At 51.0% G+C, this 16646-nt stretch carries 16 protein-coding genes and 1 pseudogene; 9 read left to right on the top strand and 8 right to left on the bottom strand.

From position 1 onward, the window contains the following. The 3 genes from ACO0U8_RS07370 to ACO0U8_RS07360 form a co-directional block, all read right to left on the bottom strand. Positions 1-1416: a sodium:solute symporter family protein gene (locus ACO0U8_RS07370; RefSeq protein ID WP_056777079.1), complete on the bottom strand. Its 1416-nt coding sequence runs from the start codon at positions 1414-1416 to the stop codon at positions 1-3. Between the two features lie 82 nt (positions 1417-1498). Then, positions 1499-2386 carry a dihydrodipicolinate synthase family protein gene (locus ACO0U8_RS07365; RefSeq protein WP_421670548.1) on the bottom strand — a complete coding sequence of 296 codons (888 nt, stop codon included), beginning with the start codon at positions 2384-2386 and terminating at the stop codon, positions 1499-1501. A 43-nt stretch (positions 2387-2429) separates the two neighbouring features. Further along, the gene (locus ACO0U8_RS07360; protein ID WP_421670547.1) at positions 2430-3566 is read right to left on the bottom strand and encodes an iron-containing alcohol dehydrogenase; all 1137 of its coding nucleotides are present in this window, start codon (positions 3564-3566) and stop codon (positions 2430-2432) included. A gap of 195 nt (positions 3567-3761) precedes the next feature. On the opposite strand from ACO0U8_RS07360, the gene dtnK reads away from it, so the two are divergent. The 3 genes from dtnK to ACO0U8_RS07345 are packed head-to-tail and all read left to right on the top strand — an operon-like array spanning position 3762 to position 6876. Then, positions 3762-5108, top strand: coding sequence for a D-threonate kinase (gene dtnK, locus ACO0U8_RS07355; RefSeq protein ID WP_421670546.1), 1347 nt, complete (start codon positions 3762-3764; stop codon positions 5106-5108). Then, the gene (locus ACO0U8_RS07350; RefSeq protein ID WP_056777094.1) at positions 5101-6081 is read left to right on the top strand and encodes a D-threonate 4-phosphate dehydrogenase; all 981 of its coding nucleotides are present in this window, start codon (positions 5101-5103) and stop codon (positions 6079-6081) included. Before dtnK ends, ACO0U8_RS07350 begins: the two co-directional genes overlap by 8 nt. Before the next feature lie 36 nt (positions 6082-6117). Beyond that, a complete protein-coding gene (locus tag ACO0U8_RS07345; protein ID WP_136376822.1) occupies positions 6118-6876 on the top strand; it encodes a DeoR/GlpR family DNA-binding transcription regulator in 759 nt (252 codons plus the stop codon). A 73-nt stretch (positions 6877-6949) separates the two neighbouring features. On the opposite strand, the gene speD is transcribed toward ACO0U8_RS07345, so the two are convergent. The 3 genes from speD to ACO0U8_RS07330 all read right to left on the bottom strand — a co-directional run bounded on the left by speD (position 6950) and on the right by ACO0U8_RS07330 (position 9187). Next, on the bottom strand, positions 6950-7744 hold the full coding sequence (gene speD / locus ACO0U8_RS07340; protein ID WP_056777103.1) for an adenosylmethionine decarboxylase: 795 nt from the start codon (positions 7742-7744) through the stop codon (positions 6950-6952). 28 nt (positions 7745-7772) lie between these two features. After that, positions 7773-8648: a polyamine aminopropyltransferase gene (speE, locus tag ACO0U8_RS07335; protein WP_122094129.1), complete on the bottom strand. Its 876-nt coding sequence runs from the start codon at positions 8646-8648 to the stop codon at positions 7773-7775. A gap of 191 nt (positions 8649-8839) precedes the next feature. Beyond that, a complete protein-coding gene (locus ACO0U8_RS07330; RefSeq protein WP_056777109.1) occupies positions 8840-9187 on the bottom strand; it encodes a YacC family pilotin-like protein in 348 nt (115 codons plus the stop codon). Between the two features lie 214 nt (positions 9188-9401). Between ACO0U8_RS07330 and cueO the strand changes: the two genes are divergently transcribed. Both cueO and hpt read left to right on the top strand, forming a co-directional pair. Next, positions 9402-11006 (top strand): multicopper oxidase CueO, encoded by a 1605-nt coding sequence (cueO, locus tag ACO0U8_RS07325; protein ID WP_421670545.1) that lies wholly within the window; start codon positions 9402-9404, stop codon positions 11004-11006. 129 nt (positions 11007-11135) lie between these two features. After that, positions 11136-11672 (top strand): hypoxanthine phosphoribosyltransferase, encoded by a 537-nt coding sequence (gene hpt, locus ACO0U8_RS07320; protein WP_056777114.1) that lies wholly within the window; start codon positions 11136-11138, stop codon positions 11670-11672. 244 nt (positions 11673-11916) lie between these two features. Here the strand turns inward: hpt and ACO0U8_RS07315 are convergent, their stop codons facing one another. Further along, positions 11917-12060, bottom strand: coding sequence for a hypothetical protein (locus ACO0U8_RS07315; protein ID WP_421670544.1), 144 nt, complete (start codon positions 12058-12060; stop codon positions 11917-11919). 931 nt (positions 12061-12991) lie between these two features. Between ACO0U8_RS07315 and ACO0U8_RS07310 the strand changes: the two genes are divergently transcribed. The 4 genes and pseudogenes from ACO0U8_RS07310 to ACO0U8_RS07295 form a co-directional block, all read left to right on the top strand. Continuing rightward, positions 12992-13483 (top strand): Hcp family type VI secretion system effector, encoded by a 492-nt coding sequence (locus ACO0U8_RS07310; protein WP_421670543.1) that lies wholly within the window; start codon positions 12992-12994, stop codon positions 13481-13483. After that, complete coding sequence (locus ACO0U8_RS07305) at positions 13484-13705, top strand: tlde1 domain-containing protein (RefSeq protein WP_421670542.1); 222 nt, start codon at positions 13484-13486, stop codon at positions 13703-13705. Positions 13706-13763: 58 nt separating this feature from the next. Beyond that, a complete protein-coding gene (locus ACO0U8_RS07300; RefSeq protein ID WP_421670688.1) occupies positions 13764-13973 on the top strand; it encodes a tlde1 domain-containing protein in 210 nt (69 codons plus the stop codon). A gap of 284 nt (positions 13974-14257) precedes the next feature. Beyond that, positions 14258-14818, top strand: a pseudogene (locus tag ACO0U8_RS07295) (phage portal protein); the annotation flags it as partial. Between the two features lie 218 nt (positions 14819-15036). On the opposite strand, the gene ACO0U8_RS07290 reads toward ACO0U8_RS07295, so the two are convergent. After that, positions 15037-16602, bottom strand: a complete 1566-nt coding sequence (locus ACO0U8_RS07290) for a hypothetical protein (RefSeq protein WP_421670541.1) — start codon at positions 16600-16602, stop codon at positions 15037-15039. Positions 16603-16646: the final 44 nt, after the last annotated feature.

Below are 16646 nucleotides of genomic sequence, written 5' to 3'. Positions count from 1 at the left end.
TTAAGCTCCAGACTTTTGAATAAGGTGTGCATTTTTACTCTTTACTGCGCGCTGCGGGATCAGTCGGTCAATCACCATAATGATGGCCGGTGTCACCAGCGCAATATACATATTGTTGATACCAAACGGATCGCCGAGCAGATACCAGACGGAAGTCACCACGCAGGCACCGATCAGGCCAGCGTTGGCACCGCGCGCACTTTTAAAGAACGGCAGGTAGAACGCCATCACCGCCACCACGGAAATCGACAGGCGGATGGCGCGGGTGAAGAACGACAGCTTCAGCACTTCCGGCACCAGCAGCACGAAAATCAGCGGCAGGAAACCAATCAGCAGCGACAGCCAGCGGGTCATTTTGAACTCGCGTTCAGGCGTCGGGTTGCGGTACGGCACATAGAAATCTTTCACAATCAGCGAGGCAATCGCCAGCGCAACGGTACTGACGCTGACGAAAATCGACGCCACCAGCGAGGTGGTCACCAGACCGGCGATCCACGGATTCATGTCCTGAATGAAGATCGGCAGGGCGTACAGGCTGTCGATATCAGGATGCAGGAATTTCGCGGCCACGCCGATCATGCCAATGGCCAGCGCAATCGGCACACAGAAGAAGAAGGCAACCCAGGTGGCGCGTTTGGCGGATTCCGCGCTTTTGGTGGAGGAAATTGCCTGGATCACGAACTGCGTACAGAAGATAGAACCGATGGTGCCGATCAGCCACGCGAAGATGGTGCTGGCGCCGATGTTGCCGTCCCAGGTCCAGTAGAAATCAGGCATCTCTTTTACCATGGGCATCACGCCGCCGGTCATGTGCAGGGCGATGCCTAAAATCACCAGCACGCCGATGTACTTGATGGCGCTGTGCAGCATCGTGACCCACGCCATACCTTTCAGGCCGCCGAACGCAAAGTAGAAGGTACTGACGACGGCGGTGATAAACGCCGCGACCGGCAGATTGACTTTCAGCACGGTGGAAATGGCCGCCGCGCCGCTGACGTAGTTTCCGACGTTCACCAGCAGCAGGGCGTAAATCATGATGATCGAAATAATGTTCTTGGTGGTGTTGCCGTACTTCTCGGCAATCGCCCCGGAAATGGTGATTTTTCCGGTGTTATAAATGCGTTTTACCAGCAGTAAGCCGAAGATCGGGAAGCCGATGGCCGCGCCCAGAATTGACCATGAGGCGGCAAAACCGCCTTCGAACGCCGCCTGAGCGGTACCGATAGTGGATTTTGCACCGATGTATTCTGACATCAGCAGCACGCCGACGATGAAGGCGGGCATCGCACGCGAGCCTTCCATAAAGTCGCCGCTGTTTTTACTGCGTAACCGGTAGGTCAGCCAGGTGGTAAACAGGATGTAGACCAGAACAATGCTGATAATTATTAACGTATCTGATGAGCTAAATTCTTTCATTTTTTCCTCACACAGCGCGTAGGGGACCCTGCCTGCGCACTTTCATGTGCAGGTGTCGGTGGTTTCAGAAGGTAAGGCGCGTTTAATCGCGCAAAGTAAAGGTCTTGATAACGGTCAGGATCTTTTGTGTATCGTCCTGCGTGAATTCGACCGGATACCGGCTTTCACCCACGTTAAAACCGAGCAGATTCACGGCTTTTTTAACCACAGCCGGTGAAAAAGCGATGCTGTAAAGATCGGTTCGGATCTGATTGATCTCCGCCTGCACAGCCTCGGCGGCGGCGGCATTATTCTCCCGGAGGTGGCGGTAAACGGCATTCACCTGTGCGGGGATAATATTGGCGATACCGGAGATACACCCGGCGCTGCCTTCGGTGAAACCTTTATAAATCAGCGAATCCGGCCCGGTCAGGACATCGAAATCCGTAAACTGACGGCTGACTTCATGGAAGCCATGCAGGCTTTCCCACGAACCGGCGCTGTCCTTAATGCCTTTGATGTTGGGATGATCGGCCAGCACGCGCACCACGTCCGGCGTCAGGGTATTTCCGGTACGGGCGGGAATGTTGTAGAGATAGACCGGTACGGTCAGCGCATCGGCCACCGCGCGAAAATGCGTAATCAGTTCCTGCGGGCGCAACGCTGCAAACCACGGCGTAATCACCGAGACGGCGCGCACGCCGAGTTTTTCAATCTGTTTGCCAAGCAGGATGGTGTCGCGGGTCGAGATCTCGCCGATATGCGACATCACGCCTGTGTCATCCCCTGCGGCCTCAAGACAGACCTCGGTCACCTGAATTTTTTCCTGCTCACTGAGCATAAAAAATTCGCCGTTGGTGCCGTTGCAGAAAATATTATTCCCCGCCTGTTTCTGGCGTTTTACCTGCTGGCGCAATGCGTCGCTATCGAGTTTTCCGTCTGCGGAAAAAGGCGTCACAATCGCGGTATACACTCCGGTAATGTTATTCATCTTATTCTCTTCACGTCGTTGTCATCGGATACGAAATAAGGGCTTACCTGATACTGCGGTAAATTTCTTCTATTTGATTTTTCTCTACCGGCATGGGTACATTTTTAATTAAACGTTGTACCTCTGTTGCCCCCTGCGACAAATAAGGAATGTCATCAGGTGTGATATTCAGCTGACTTAATGTGACCGGTAAATCCAGGCGATGCACCAGCGCGTCAAAATATTCCACCAGCGCATAGGATTTTTCTTCTTCACTTAATGTCAGGTCAGCCTCCGGAATTAAGTCGTAAGTCCGCGCGAATTTACTGACCGCTGAAGGCCGGACAAACGCCATGCACGGCGCGAGCAGAATGGCATTCGCCACGCCGTGAGGAATGTGATATTTCCCGCCGAGCGGATAGGACATGGCATGCACCAGATGCGTACCGGCATGGGCAATGGACGCACCGCCGTAATAAGACGCCCACAGCATGTTCAGCCGCGCTTCCAGATTGCCCGGCTCAGCGACGGCGGTTTCAATGTTGGCGAACAGCTTCTTCATGCCGACCAGCGCAAAGTTGTCACTGACCGGGTTGGCGATCACTGACGTGAAGCATTCGAACAGGTGGCACAGCGCGTCAATACCGGTGGAAGCCGCAATGCGTGCGGGCATGCTGGTGGTCAGTTCCGGCACCAGTGCCACGTAATCGGGCAGCATCACTGGCGTAATAATGCCGACTTTGGTTTCTTTTTCCGGGATGGCGAGAATCGCATTGGGTGTGGCTTCTGACCCGGTGCCTGCGGTGGTTGGGATCAGCAAAGACGTGGTGCGACGCTGCGGTTTCTCACCTGCCAGCAGGCTTTCCAGCGTGACGTTTTCATCGCCCGCACACAGCAGCGACAGCAGTTTGGCGACATCCAGCACGCTGCCGCCGCCCACGCCAATCACCAGATCTGCCGAAGGCTGATTCAACGCATTCAGAATGGCAGAGACATCATGCTGGCTCGGCTCCGGCGGCACGTTATCAATCACGCTCACCTGACAGCCCGCCTTATCCAGCTGGGTTATCAGGGATTGCACCGGCGGCAGGCCAATAATGTTGTTGTCGCTGACCAGTAAAACCTGATGCTTTCCGGCCAGCAGGTAGCCGATGTTCTGCAATGACTGATAACCGCTAATGACTGTACTGTTGATATTCATGTCTGATCCCTGCCGTCTGAGTCTTCAATAAAGAGTGAGTTCAATCATCAAAGGTCGATACTCCTCACATCGTCAGGAGAATTTATAGGCGAAATTGAAGTTGAATAATTTGAAGTTGCTCACATATAATCAATCATGATTGAATATAATCATAACCAGCAAGATTAATCCGACCCTCTTCTTCACGGAGCCACGATGGCTGAAACAGCAACAACCGCAGACCGGCCGACGCCGCCACAACTTCTGGTGATCGCCGATGACTTTACCGGCGCGAATGACACCGGCGTGGCGTTAATCCGGCAGGGGCTGGCGGCCAGCGTGCAGTTTGACGAACACCGCGGCGTGCAGGGCAGCCGCGAAGGGCATGCGGTGATTTACAGCACCGACAGCCGTGCGCTGAGCGCGGCAGAAGCGGCAGGCAAAGTCTCCCGTGCCCTCCGGGCCGGGGCCGCCGCTTTCGCCGGTGAGTATCAGGTGTTTAAGAAAATTGATTCCACGCTGCGCGGCAACATCGGTGCTGAAACAGAAGCGGCGCTGATCGCACTGAATTGCCCGCTGGCGATTGTCGCGCCGGCGGTGCCTGAACTCGGGCGGGTGGTCGCCGGCGGGCAGTGCTACGTCAACGGCCATCTGCTGACCGAAACCGAATTCGCCACCGACCCGAAAACGCCGCTCAATACTGCCAGCGTGGCGGAACGGCTGGCAGAACAAACCTCGCTGCATGTTCACCAAGTCGGGCTTGACGCGCTCAGAGGCGGCGATGTGCAGACAGAGATTTTTGCACTGGTGGCATCGGGCGTACGCATTCTGGTGGCCGACAGCGAAACATCTGAGGATCTGGCGCGTATCGTGCAGGCCGCGCAACGCCTGCCGTTCCGCCCGCTGATGGTCGGCGCGTCGGGTCTTATTCATGCGCTGACAGACGCCAGCCAGCGCGGGAGCGGCGATGCGCCGCTCAGCCCCGCCGTTGAAAAATTGCCGCTGCTGGCGGTGGTCGGTTCAATGAGTGATATCGCCGCACAGCAGATCGCTTATCTGAGGCAGCACCGGGCGGTGACGCTGGTGGATATCGATGTGTTGGATCTGTTTTCGCCCGGCTCACCGGCACGGCAGCTGACGCTCGCCGCGCAGATCAGCGGGGCGCTCGGGCAGGGCAAACACTGCGTGATCCGCACGTCGCAGGGCGCGGCGCAGCGGCATCAGATTGCGCAGTTTTGCAAGCTTCAGCACATCAGCCGTGCGCAGATGGGCGAGCGCATCGCCGCTTTCCTCGGGCAACTGATTGATGAGGTTTTACGACAACCGGGAAAACTGCCGGGCGGGCTGTATTTGTCCGGCGGGGATATTGCGCTGGCCGTCGCCCGCGCGCTCGGTGCAACAGGGTTTGAGATTAAAGGACAGATTGCAGGCTGCGTTCCCTGGGGATATCTGCTCGAAAGCCAGTTCCAGCGGCTGCCGGTGATGACCAAAGCGGGCGGATTCGGCACTGAAAATACGCTACTTGACGTTTTACGCTTTATTGAGGAGAAGGTGAGTGACTAAAATTATCGCAGTAACCATGGGTGACCCTGCCGGTATCGGCCCTGAAATTATCATTAAAGCGTTGGCGGAAGGTGAGCTTTCCGGCACCCAGGCGGTGGTGGTCGGCTGTGCGGCAACACTGCGGCGGATCCTTGCGCTGGGTGTCACGCCAGCGGCGGAGCTGCGCATTATTGATAACGTCTCACAGGCGCATTTCGCGCCGGGCGTGATCAACGTGCTTGATGAACCCCTGGCCAATCCTGATGCGCTGATCCCCGGAAAAGTGCAGAAAGAGGCGGGCGATCTGGCCTATCGCTGCGTAAAACGCGCGACCGAACTGGCGATGGCCGGAGAGGTTCACGCCATCGCCACCGCGCCGCTGAATAAAGAAGCGCTGCATTCTGCCGGGCATATTTATCCGGGGCACACCGAACTGCTGGCAAAACTCACTCACAGCCGCGACTACGCGATGGTGCTTTACACCGATAAACTCAAGGTGATCCACGTCAGCACACACATTGCGCTGCGCAAATTCCTCGACACGCTCAGTCACGAGCGGGTCGAAACGGTGATCCAGATGGCAGACACTTTCCTGCGCCGCGTCGGATATGACAATCCGCGTATCGCCGTCGCCGGGGTGAATCCGCATGCCGGTGAAAACGGGCTGTTTGGCGATGAAGAAATTAAGATTGTCGGGCCGTCGGTTGAGAAGATGAAAGCCAAAGGGATTAACGTCACCGGCCCGTGCCCGCCGGACACCGTGTTCCTGCAAACCTACGAAGGGATGTACGATATGGTGGTGGCGATGTATCACGATCAGGGCCATATTCCGCTGAAACTGATGGGATTCTATGACGGCGTTAACATCACCGCCGGTCTGCCGTTCATCCGCACGTCGGCTGACCACGGCACCGCGTTTGATATTGCGTGGACAGGAAAAGCCAAGTCTGAGAGCATGGCGATCTCTATTCAGCTGGCCGTACAACTGGCGTAATACTACGTCAGCGGCGCAGGATAAAAAGGAATCACGTTGACCGGACAAAGCCGCCTCGATCAGATTATGGATTATCTGAAAAGCCATAATCTGGTCACCGTAGAACAACTGGTCGCCGCCATTGCGGCTTCCCCGGCGACCATTCGCCGCGACCTGATAAAACTCGATGAGCAGGGCGTGATCAGCCGCAGTCATGGCGGGGTGACGCTCAACCGGTTTATCCCCAGCCAGCCGACCACCAATGAAAAGCTTCAGCGCAGTTTGCAAGAAAAGCAGGCGATTGCAGAAATGGCCGCCGCGATGGTGAAACCGGGTGACGCGGTGGTGCTGGACGCCGGCACCACCATGCTCGAACTGGCGCGTAACCTGACGCATCTGCCGCTGAGGGTGATCACCGCCGATCTGCGTATCGCGCTGTTTTTATCCGAGTTTAAGCAAATAGAAGTGACCATTATTGGCGGGCGTATCGACGACAGCAGTCAGTCTTGCGTTGGCGAACATGGCCGTCGTTTGCTGCGCAGCGTCTATCCGGACATTGCGTTTATCAGCTGCAACTCGTGGAGTCTGGATAAAGGCATTACCACACCGACGGAAGAAAAGGCCGGGCTGAAACAGGATCTGGCCGCGAATGCGCGGCGGCGGGTCTTGCTGGCTGACAGCAGCAAATACGGCGCGTACTCGCTGTTTTGCGTCACGCCGCTTGCGGAAATGACCGACATCATCAGCGATAAAGGACTGCCCCCGGAGATCCGCCAGTCATTAGGCGATCAGCCGTTTCACCTGACGCTGGCCTGAAACCGGCAGGCTTAAGTAAAAATAAAAAAGGCCGGGCATCCGCAGATGTCCGGCCTTTCTCATTTATGCGCTGTTACGCCGGCGAAAAGTTACGGCCGTAATAGATTTCCTGCATCTCTTTGTATAACAAATCGGTGATCTCTTTGCGCTCCTGCGCGCTCAGCTCTTCCGGTTTGGCATTAAACAGATAATGCTTGAGATCGAATTCCTTCAGCAACATCTTGGTATGGAAGATGTTTTCCTGATACACGTTGACGTCCATCATGTCGTACAGCGCTTTCATATCCTGCGACATAAAGTTCTGAATCGAGTTGATGGAATGGTCGATGTAGTGTTTCACGCCGTTCACGTCGCGGGTAAAACCGCGAACGCGATAATCGATGGTGACGATGTCAGATTCGAGCTGGTGGATCAGATAGTTCAGCGCTTTCAGCGGTGAAATCACGCCACAGGTCGACACTTCGATATCAGCGCGGAACGTACACAGACCGCCTTCAGGATGGCTTTCCGGATAGGTGTGCACACAGATGTGGCTTTTATCCAGATGCGCGACCACGGAATTCGGCAGCGGGCCGGGATGTTCGGTGGTATCAACATCGCTCGGATCTATCGGCTCTTCGCTTACTAAGATCGTAACGCTCGCACCCTGTGGTTCGTAATCCTGTCGCGCGACGTTGAGGATATTGGCACCGATAATCGAGCAGGTTTCGGTGAGAATCTCCGTCAGGCGGTTGGCGTTATATTCTTTGTCAATGTAGGCAATGTAGCCATCACGATCGTCTGCGGTTTTGGCGTAGCAGATATCGTAGATACAAAAACTCAGGCTTTTGGTCAGGTTGTTGAAGCCATGCAGTTTCAGCTTTTGCAATTTAGTTCACCCCCTTATGGATGCAGTATCAGCGCGCGGCTGACAGGGCATTCAGTAAATATTGCGGCAGGGCAAAGCTGCCGTGATGGATCGCCGGATTGTAATAACGACAGGTGAGGCCAGCGGCGTCAAAACGCGCCTGCAAGGTCTGGTTATCAATCTGGCGATATTCCGGGCTGTTGGTCGCCCAGGCAAAGGTCATGATGCCGCCGTAATAGGTCGGGATCGCAGCCTGGTAGAAACTGACATCACTGAAATAGTGGCTCAGTTTGGTGTGGCTGTTGACCGCTTCATCCTGCTGGAGGAAGCAGACGCCATTTTGTGCCACGAAAATGCCACCCGGTTTGAGACAACGGGCACAGCCTTCGTAGAACGCCGACGTAAACAGGCTTTCTCCGGGACCGATCGGATCGGTGCAATCGGAGATGATCACATCAAAGGTGTCGGTGGTCTGATTCACGAAGTTTACGCCGTCGTCGATCACCAGATTGAAACGGGGATCGTCATACGCCCCGGCGCTGTGGTTGGGCAGATACTGGCGGCAAAACTCCACCACGCCGGCATCAATCTCAACCATAGTGATCGCCTCAACGCCCTGGTGGCGGCACACTTCACGCAGCATTCCGCCGTCGCCACCGCCGATGATCAACACTTTTTTGGCATGACCGTGCGACAGTAAAGGCACATGGGTCAGCATTTCGTGATAGATAAACTCATCGCGCTCAGTGGTTTGCACCACGCCGTCGAGCGCCATCACGCGACCGAGCGCGGCATTTTCGAAAATCACCAGATCCTGATGATCGGTTTTCTCACGGTATATCTCTTTATCGACGCTGAAATACTGACCAAAATGGGCGTGCAGCGTCTCATACCATATTTCTTTGGATGACGGGTTCCTGGACATCTGATACTTCTCCTGAGCCTTCGCAGCCATAAAAATGGGCGCACATGATAGCTAACTCTGACTTTGCATGCACGGTTGCATTTCAGGCAATGATTGTGAATCCAGTGTAGTTCAGCCAGGAAAAGCGGGGAGGAAAGGGAGGAGAAAGTACAGGCTCCGGCATCATTATGACGGAGCACCCTAACAGGTCATCAGTTGGTGTAAGCCAGCAGGCTCAGCGAATCACGCGCCAGAGATTTACATTTGGTCGGTTTTGGCACCGCAATACCGCTCAAATCGCGGTAGCTGTCTTCACCCATCGCCTGCATATTGAAGCTGTTGTAATTGCTCAGATCCCAGCGGTTTTGCTGGGCAAAAAACACGATCGCGCGTTTGATCTGAGTATTCGGCAATTGTTCATAGCCGCAGTTATTTTTAAGAAACACGAAAACGGCGGTCAGATCCGCCAGATCTTCGGCTTCTGATTCACTTAATGCCTGGCTGGCGGAGGAGAAGCCGAGCAGTGACAGCAACAGCAAACACAGTGTTGTTCTTTTCATGGGCGTGTTCTTGTTCTTTTAAAGGGAAAGAAAATGAGAAAGACTCGGCTCAAACAGCAATAAAATGACGTTACCATATTAGCACAAAGGGTCACGAAGTTTCTTTAGCCCGGCCCGCCGCTTGACCTTCCCGCAGGGGCAGGGTTTAGGGTAACAGGCTATAATGCCGCCCGATGCGTTTGCGCCTGGCAAATTCCAATCATAAGGACTGAACATGAACCGTCGCGATTTCGTAAAGTGGACGACCCTGATGGGCGCAGCCAGCGCGTTTCCCGGCTGGAGCCGCTATGCGCTGGCCGAGAGCCGCCCGCCATTGCCGATCCCCGCGTTACTGGAGCCGGATGTTCGTGGCAGCATTTCGCTGACCCTGCAACGGGGTCAGAGTCAGTTCTTGCCGGGCATCAGCACTGACACCTGGGGCGTGAACGGCAATCTGCTTGGCCCGGCGCTGCGCATTCGCCGGGGGACGCCGGTCAGCGTCACCGTCAATAACCGACTGGACGTCGCCAGCACCGTTCACTGGCACGGGCTGGACATTGCCGGTGACGTTGATGGCGGCCCGCAGGCGCTTATCCAGCCAGGGCAAAATCGCAAAGTGACTTTACAGCTCGATCAGCCCGCAGCAACCTGCTGGTTCCACCCGCATCCGCACCAGACCAGCGGGTATCAGGTGGCAATGGGGCTGGCCGGTCTGGTGCTGATTGAAGATGAAGCCAGCGATCTGTTGCAAATCCCGAAACGCTGGGGCGTGGATGACATCCCGGTCATATTGCAGGACAAACGCCTGAATGACGCCGGGAAAATCGATTATGAGATGGATGTGATGACCGCCGCCGTGGGCTGGTTCGGGCAACACATGCTGACCAACGGCGCGGTCTATCCGCAGCACGGCATTTCCCGCGGCTGGGTGCGTTTTCGTTTACTCAACGGCTGTAATGCGCGCTCGCTGCACATCGCCACCAGTGATGGCCGCCCGATGTATGTCATCGCCAGCGACGGCGGTTTTCTGCCGGAACCGGTGAAAGTCAACGATTTACCGCTGCTGATGGGCGAGCGTTTTGAAGTGCTGATTGATTGCAGCGACAGCAAAGCCTTTGATCTGGTCACGCTGCCGGTCAGACAGATGGGCATGACGCTGGCGCCGTTCGACAAACCGCTGCCTGTGCTGCGCATTCAGCCGACGCTGACCCAAAGCGGCAGCACACTGCCGGACTCACTGGTGCCGCTGCCGGCGCTGGTTTCCGTCGATAATCTGCCGACCCGCTGGTTGCAACTGATGATGGATCCGCAACTGGATCAGCAGGGTATGGCCGCGCTGATGGCGAAGTATGGACACAACGCTATGGCCGGCATGAGCATGGATCACGGCGATGGTGAGATGGCCGCCATGCCAGGCATGTCTGATAGCGGTCACGATGCCCACGGCGGGATGGCGGGCATGGACATGAGCAAAGCTTCCGGCAAATACGACTTCATGCAGGGCAATAAAATCAATGGCAAAGCCTACGACATGAATGTGCCTGCATTCGATGTGAAGCAGGGCCAGTACGAGAAATGGACCCTCTCGGGCGAAGGCGACATGATGCTGCATCCGTTCCATATCCACGGCACCCAGTTCCGTATTCTTTCTGAAAACGGTCAGCCGGTGGCGCCGCATCGCCAGGGCTGGAAAGACATCGTGCGCGTTGAAGGCGCGCGCAGCGAAGTGCTGGTGCGCTTTAATCATCTGGCGGATAAGCAACATGCATACATGGCGCACTGCCATCTGCTGGAACACGAAGACACCGGCATGATGCTCGGATTTACCGTTTCTGCATAAAATCCTACCCGTACCCGCCCGGCGCGTGACCCGTCGCCGGGTTCTTTGATATAATCCTTTGCGCTTCAAGGTCGCCGTTTTGCTGAAAAACGGCGATAAATATCCTCAAATCAGGTGGTTAGTCTTTATATGAAACATCGCGTAGACGTCATGATTTCCGAGCAGGAAGTCAAAACCCGAATTGCCGAGTTGGGCCGTGAAATCACCGAACACTACCGCGACAGCGGCAGCGAAATGGTGCTGGTTGGGCTGCTGCGCGGTTCCTTCATGTTTATGGCTGACCTGTGCCGCACCGTCGATGTGCCGCACGAAGTCGACTTCATGACCGCTTCCAGCTACGGCAACGGCATGTCCACCACCCGCGACGTGAAGATCCTTAAAGATCTCGACGAAGACATTCGCGGTAAAGACGTTCTGATCGTCGAAGACATCATCGATTCCGGTAACACGCTGAGTAAAGTGCGCGAACTCCTGCAACTGCGCGGCCCGAAATCCCTCGCCATCTGTACGCTGCTGGATAAACCAGAACGCCGCGAAGTGGACGTGAAAGTGGAATACGTGGGTTTCGCCATCCCCGACGAATTCGTTGTCGGCTACGGCATCGACTACGCCCAGCGCTACCGCCATCTGCCGTATGTGGGCAAAGTTGTGATGCTCGACGAGTAGTGTCTGGCTATCCGTTTTAGCCATTTGGGCGCGGGCAGTAATTCATTCGAATAAAAACGGCCTTCAGTTTGAAGGCCGTTTTTTTATCCAGAACAGGTGACAAACACGCAGGCTTTGAACGGTCCTTTCTGAATAGATTCAAGGGGATTGGCTGATTCGTGCTTTTATATCAATCCGGTTTTGATTATTTACGTGCTGCATGACTGGCTTCATCAATGACCGGTGTGCCGGGTTCTAAAACAAGTCAGACGTTCTCAAGATCTAATTTTTCGGCCAGCCGGTGCAGGGCGCAGACGGACATCACTTCCTCTGCTGCCTGTGAAAATGCCGACCAGTTGGCGGCTATAAACCCCGCAACCACCTCTGCTTCCTCTTTATTCAATTCCATCAACTTTCCTTAACACCTTAAAATCTCAGCGCATTATATTATTAACGAATGATATTAATTTGTTTTGTGTCATTTAAACGGAGATTTGTGTTGTAAAGAACGTTATGGATAGTCATACACAATCCTTACATTGAGTGCCCACATCCTGTCCACGCCTGAGCATCGTTACAGGTCTTAGAGCGGCTTATGCCATATGTAACTAATTGATTTATAATGATGGCGTTGTAAGTGCAGGAAAAATAGAGGGTAAAAAAGGCATATTTTTTAAAAAAAAAGTTGTTAATTATATGAATTAAATGGATATGTTATTGCTAAAAATATACATCTGGGATTACAGTGTTTTACCTTACAGGCGGGTAATTACCCACGGTGGATGAGATGACAAATCAGGACGATATACAAAGTGCGATTCGTGACGCTAACGAAAGGGAACGTTATATCTGGCGTCGTGCCCGTTGGTTTATGAAGGCCGTATGGGTTTGCCTTTTTATATACGCAATATTTCCAATGTTGATTAAGGTATACCACTGTTTTTGAAAGAATCTTACATGATTCATTCAGATTTAACGTTGTCACAAATCCAGTGCCGCCCCGGACTGACCTTACATCGCTTTAGGATGTTGCAGGGCGCGCAGGTTATGCATTGTCGGTTTCCGCAGCACCTTCACTTTTTTTGCTTTGGTTTTTTCGTATGCAGCCAGCCACGCCGATGTCGCCCGGGTAATCCTTCCATTCCTACCTCATTTAACAGTGCATTGGGTTTTTCAACTATAATTCCCATATATTTCTGAATGTTATGCATAGCAATTATCTGCCACCTAAATGCTTCACCTGCTAAATAGACAATCTTTGCCTTGCGGTAGAAGTCCATATTGTTCAAGTGGCTTTTGAGGTGTATGTTTTTCCCACATAACATAAGGAGTTGTTAATAATGGCTATACCAGCATATTTATGGTTGAAGGATGACGGCGGTGCAGATATCAAAGGTTCTGTTGATGTAAATGGTCGAGAAGGCTCAATTGAGATTCAAGGTTTCGGCCACTCTGTACATCTTCCAACTGACGGAGCTACAGGCAAGATCACCGGCACACGCACACATGCGGCATTAGGTTTTGAGAAAGAATTCGACAGCTCCAGCCCTTATCTCTACAAAGCAACAGCCACCGGCCAGACTCTCCACTCTGCCGAATTTAAATGGTACAAGATCAACGATGCAGGCCAGGAAGTTGAATACTTCAACATGCTGCTTGAAGGCGTAAAGGTTGTATCAATCTGTCCGACAATGCACCACATCAAAAACCCTGCCTTCGAGAAGCATAATCACAACGAAAGTGTTGAGCTTCGCTATGAAAAAATCACATGGAAATATTGTGACGGTAACGTAATTTTTGCGGACGCCTGGAATGAAAGGGTGACAGCTTAAATGGCTCTTAATTGTAGTTTTGTTCTGAATGGCATGGAAACTTCCATTTTGAGCTGTGCAGAAGTCGGTAATTTTCCTGCATTCTCAGGCCAGTTAGTTGGCCGAAATAACCCAACATTAACTAATATTGCTGATCTGGGACCACTTCCTACAGGGCGTTATTTTATTGTCAGTCGCGTTTCTGGGGGGCGCTTAGGCGGCATTACGAAATGCTGTCCTTAAATATGGTTACGGCACTGACAGAGATACATGGTTTGGGCTTTATCGCGATGACGGAAAGATAAACGATGAAACTTTTATTGAAGGCGTTAAACGTGGAAGTTTCCGGCTTCATCCAATCGGACCAAAGGGACTCAGTGAGGGCTGTATTACTATGACATCACAATCTGATTTTGATTATCTTCGGACTGCATTGCTGGGTACCTCCATGATCGGTGTTCCGGGGTCATCGCTAAAAGCGCATGGAACGATCAGAGTGACGCTCGGATGAAGTGGGTTAAGTATTTTTTTGCCGCATTGGGCTACCTTGTGGCGTTCTGCATACTGATGACCATCTTTCCCCAAGTGATTGACAGCTATGCTACAGGTGAACAGATAGAAAGTTTCGCTCAATTTTGGGGAGTACATGACATAGAGGGAATGCTAGACCTTTATGTCGATGCCTCACTCATTGTCTCAGGCTTAATATCTATTGTGGTAATCCTGTTGTGTCGCATTTATATCCGGCGCCATTTAAGATCATCAGACTGAAATACTCAGCAATTGGAATACAACGCCCACCAGTTCGAAACAGGCAGCGTACTTCATCTGATTGAGCCGGATATTAATCAGGAGCTGTACGTCCTGCCGGAATACCTCAGCGCCCTGAACTCAGCCTGGCTGAACGCCGCGACGCTTTTCCGCCGTAAGTATTACCAGAACGGCGCGCACGCCGGGTATATCCTCTATATGACCGATGCGGCTCAAAGTAGCTCGGACATCGATCAGATGCGTAAAGCGATGCGGGACACGAAAGGTCTGGGCAACTTCCGCAACCTGTTCATGTACGCGCCGGACGGGATCAAGATTTTGCCGCTGAGTGAAGTCGCTACGAAAGACGACTTCTTTAACATCAAGAAGGCCAGCTGGAACGATTTGCTATGCGCGCATCGCTTACCGCCAAAGGTGATGGGGATTGTCCCGGAGAACAGCGGCGGGTTTGGGGATTCGGTTAAGGCCTCGCAGGTATTTGTGCGGAATGAGCTGACGCCGTTGCAGGAACGGCTCAAGGAGCTAAATGCGTGGTTTGGGGAGGAGGTGATTAGGTTTACTTCTTATGAATTGACGCCGGAGTAAAACGGCAAAGCCCTATGACACGGGGCTTTGTATATCCTTCATCGCTTCGCTTTATTTTCTGCTCATATTACGTAGTAAGGTACAGAGCAATCTGGAAGTACATTAAGAGATAGCGCGTGTTAAATTGCAAGCAACATAATGTAGCAGTATTGGTTCATTAAACATCTAACCCGCACTTGTTCAAAGTGCAATATGATTTTCAATTACCATCAAAGACCTTAATCACTCCTTTTTGATGCCCGTAAAAATGGTTCAATTCTCTTTTTTCTTTCTAATTCTATTTCTTTCATTTCATTAATTAGTATTGGCAGATTCTTCATAAATTCACTTGATTTATCTTTACATATTTTACGCCCATGTATTTTCCTGATGAATGACATTGTATCTGAGCGATCAATGTTTTCAATCTTCTCTTTTTTAACTTTGGCTTTAAGGTATTCCCAAAATTCTAAGCTATTGTATTTCCCCTCAACAACCCCTATCTCTGTATCTAATTTATAAAAGTCAGGTATTGTTACTTCGCTGAATTCAAAATACTCAGGGAAATAGCTAAGGTCATCTTTCAACAACTTTTCAAGTAACTTTATTTTTTTTATTATTGGTATTTCCTCTGACATTGCCAATTCGCAAACAGGTAACAAGTCCAACATCAGCATGATAGCAGCTTGCTCTATATCAAATTCGATTAACTTACCATGGGCAACCACATTTCTAATGATGGGAAACTTAAATGAATAATATTCAAAATAAATGAAGTGTTCTATTTTTAATTGTATTATCCGTAACTTCTCATTAATAGATGAAATGTCTAGTCTAGATTCATCTATTCCAACCTCTAAGCAAATGTCATGGAATATCCCCTCAATTTGCATTGGAAGCATATTAACCACTGAGATAAAGTCTTTGTTCTGATAATGCCTGATGATGGTTGAAATTACTGCTTTTCTGTTAGCTATTATGTGATTCTGTTCAATGATTTTTTCTATTTTACTGATTTCATTTTGAAACCCATCAACGTCACCAGAAATATATTCCTTTGCGAAAGCATAAAACTCTTCTTTGTTTGTTTTATATAGGTTTTTTATTTGAATATAAGATTCAGGAGGAAAATCCAAAAATTTATTAGACATTTCTGTCATGTCACGCACATCATATGGATCTGTAGACGGATTGAAGATGAGACCGCGTGAGTATTGATATGGCATCCTTCCAATAAACCAACTTAGCATATTACTGGATGGAAAAGGATGATTGGTACAATTTTGCAATGCATAACGTTCAATGTCTTCAGACATGAACTTTAATATCTCATTCTTGGCGGAGTTGTTCTTATTTCTGTAATATTCTAGTAGGTTACGCTCATATCTTTCCTCTCCGTTTAACCAACCGTTGGTTTTTTTCTTATCTTCTAATTTTTTTAGTTCGGAATCAATGTACTTTAACTGGACTCTAATTTTATTTATATCATCCTGCGAATGATAAAAGTATTCCAATACTTTATCTATTGGTTCTTTATTTAGCCTAAGATAGTAATCAGCAATATACTTGTAAAATTCGTTCTCGTTTTCACTTACATCAAAATTACCTGTTTCACTTGTAAATTTATTTCTAACCTCATTAAATTCACATTCGCATAAGTTAATATCAAGTATATGCGAAACAAATTTTTTACCAATTTGAACCAGAGACATCCTGCATTTATTTAACCCGTTGAAAGCCTCGAAATCCAATTCTATTATCTGACCAATTGTAATATTTGAAAATGTTGCTTTTTTGTTGTTCATGCTTACCTACATAACAGTGATTTGTAGAGTGATAGTGAAAATTC

It is taken from the genome of Rahnella sp. EDr1-12 (genome assembly GCF_049206505.1).
GTDB lineage: Bacteria > Pseudomonadota > Gammaproteobacteria > Enterobacterales > Enterobacteriaceae > Rahnella > Rahnella rivi.
Note: the sequence above shows the minus strand (reverse complement) of the source record. Positions and strands in the feature narration are given on the sequence as shown.

What these genes read in the sequence shown, in the direction of transcription:
- ACO0U8_RS07290 (WP_421670541.1), bottom strand. Translation starts at nt 16,602, where the DNA reads ATGAACAACAAAAAAGCAACATTTTCAAATATTACAATTGGTCAGATA.
- ACO0U8_RS07360 (WP_421670547.1), bottom strand. Translation starts at nt 3,566, where the DNA reads ATGAATATCAACAGTACAGTCATTAGCGGTTATCAGTCATTGCAGAAC.
- cueO (WP_421670545.1), top strand. Translation starts at nt 9,402, where the DNA reads ATGAACCGTCGCGATTTCGTAAAGTGGACGACCCTGATGGGCGCAGCC.
- ACO0U8_RS07315 (WP_421670544.1), bottom strand. Translation starts at nt 12,060, where the DNA reads ATGGAATTGAATAAAGAGGAAGCAGAGGTGGTTGCGGGGTTTATAGCC.
- hpt (WP_056777114.1), top strand. Translation starts at nt 11,136, where the DNA reads ATGAAACATCGCGTAGACGTCATGATTTCCGAGCAGGAAGTCAAAACC.
- ACO0U8_RS07330 (WP_056777109.1), bottom strand. Translation starts at nt 9,187, where the DNA reads ATGAAAAGAACAACACTGTGTTTGCTGTTGCTGTCACTGCTCGGCTTC.
- ACO0U8_RS07370 (WP_056777079.1), bottom strand. Translation starts at nt 1,416, where the DNA reads ATGAAAGAATTTAGCTCATCAGATACGTTAATAATTATCAGCATTGTT.
- speE (WP_122094129.1), bottom strand. Translation starts at nt 8,648, where the DNA reads ATGTCCAGGAACCCGTCATCCAAAGAAATATGGTATGAGACGCTGCAC.
- ACO0U8_RS07305 (WP_421670542.1), top strand. Translation starts at nt 13,484, where the DNA reads ATGGCTCTTAATTGTAGTTTTGTTCTGAATGGCATGGAAACTTCCATT.
- ACO0U8_RS07365 (WP_421670548.1), bottom strand. Translation starts at nt 2,386, where the DNA reads ATGAATAACATTACCGGAGTGTATACCGCGATTGTGACGCCTTTTTCC.
- dtnK (WP_421670546.1), top strand. Translation starts at nt 3,762, where the DNA reads ATGGCTGAAACAGCAACAACCGCAGACCGGCCGACGCCGCCACAACTT.
- ACO0U8_RS07310 (WP_421670543.1), top strand. Translation starts at nt 12,992, where the DNA reads ATGGCTATACCAGCATATTTATGGTTGAAGGATGACGGCGGTGCAGAT.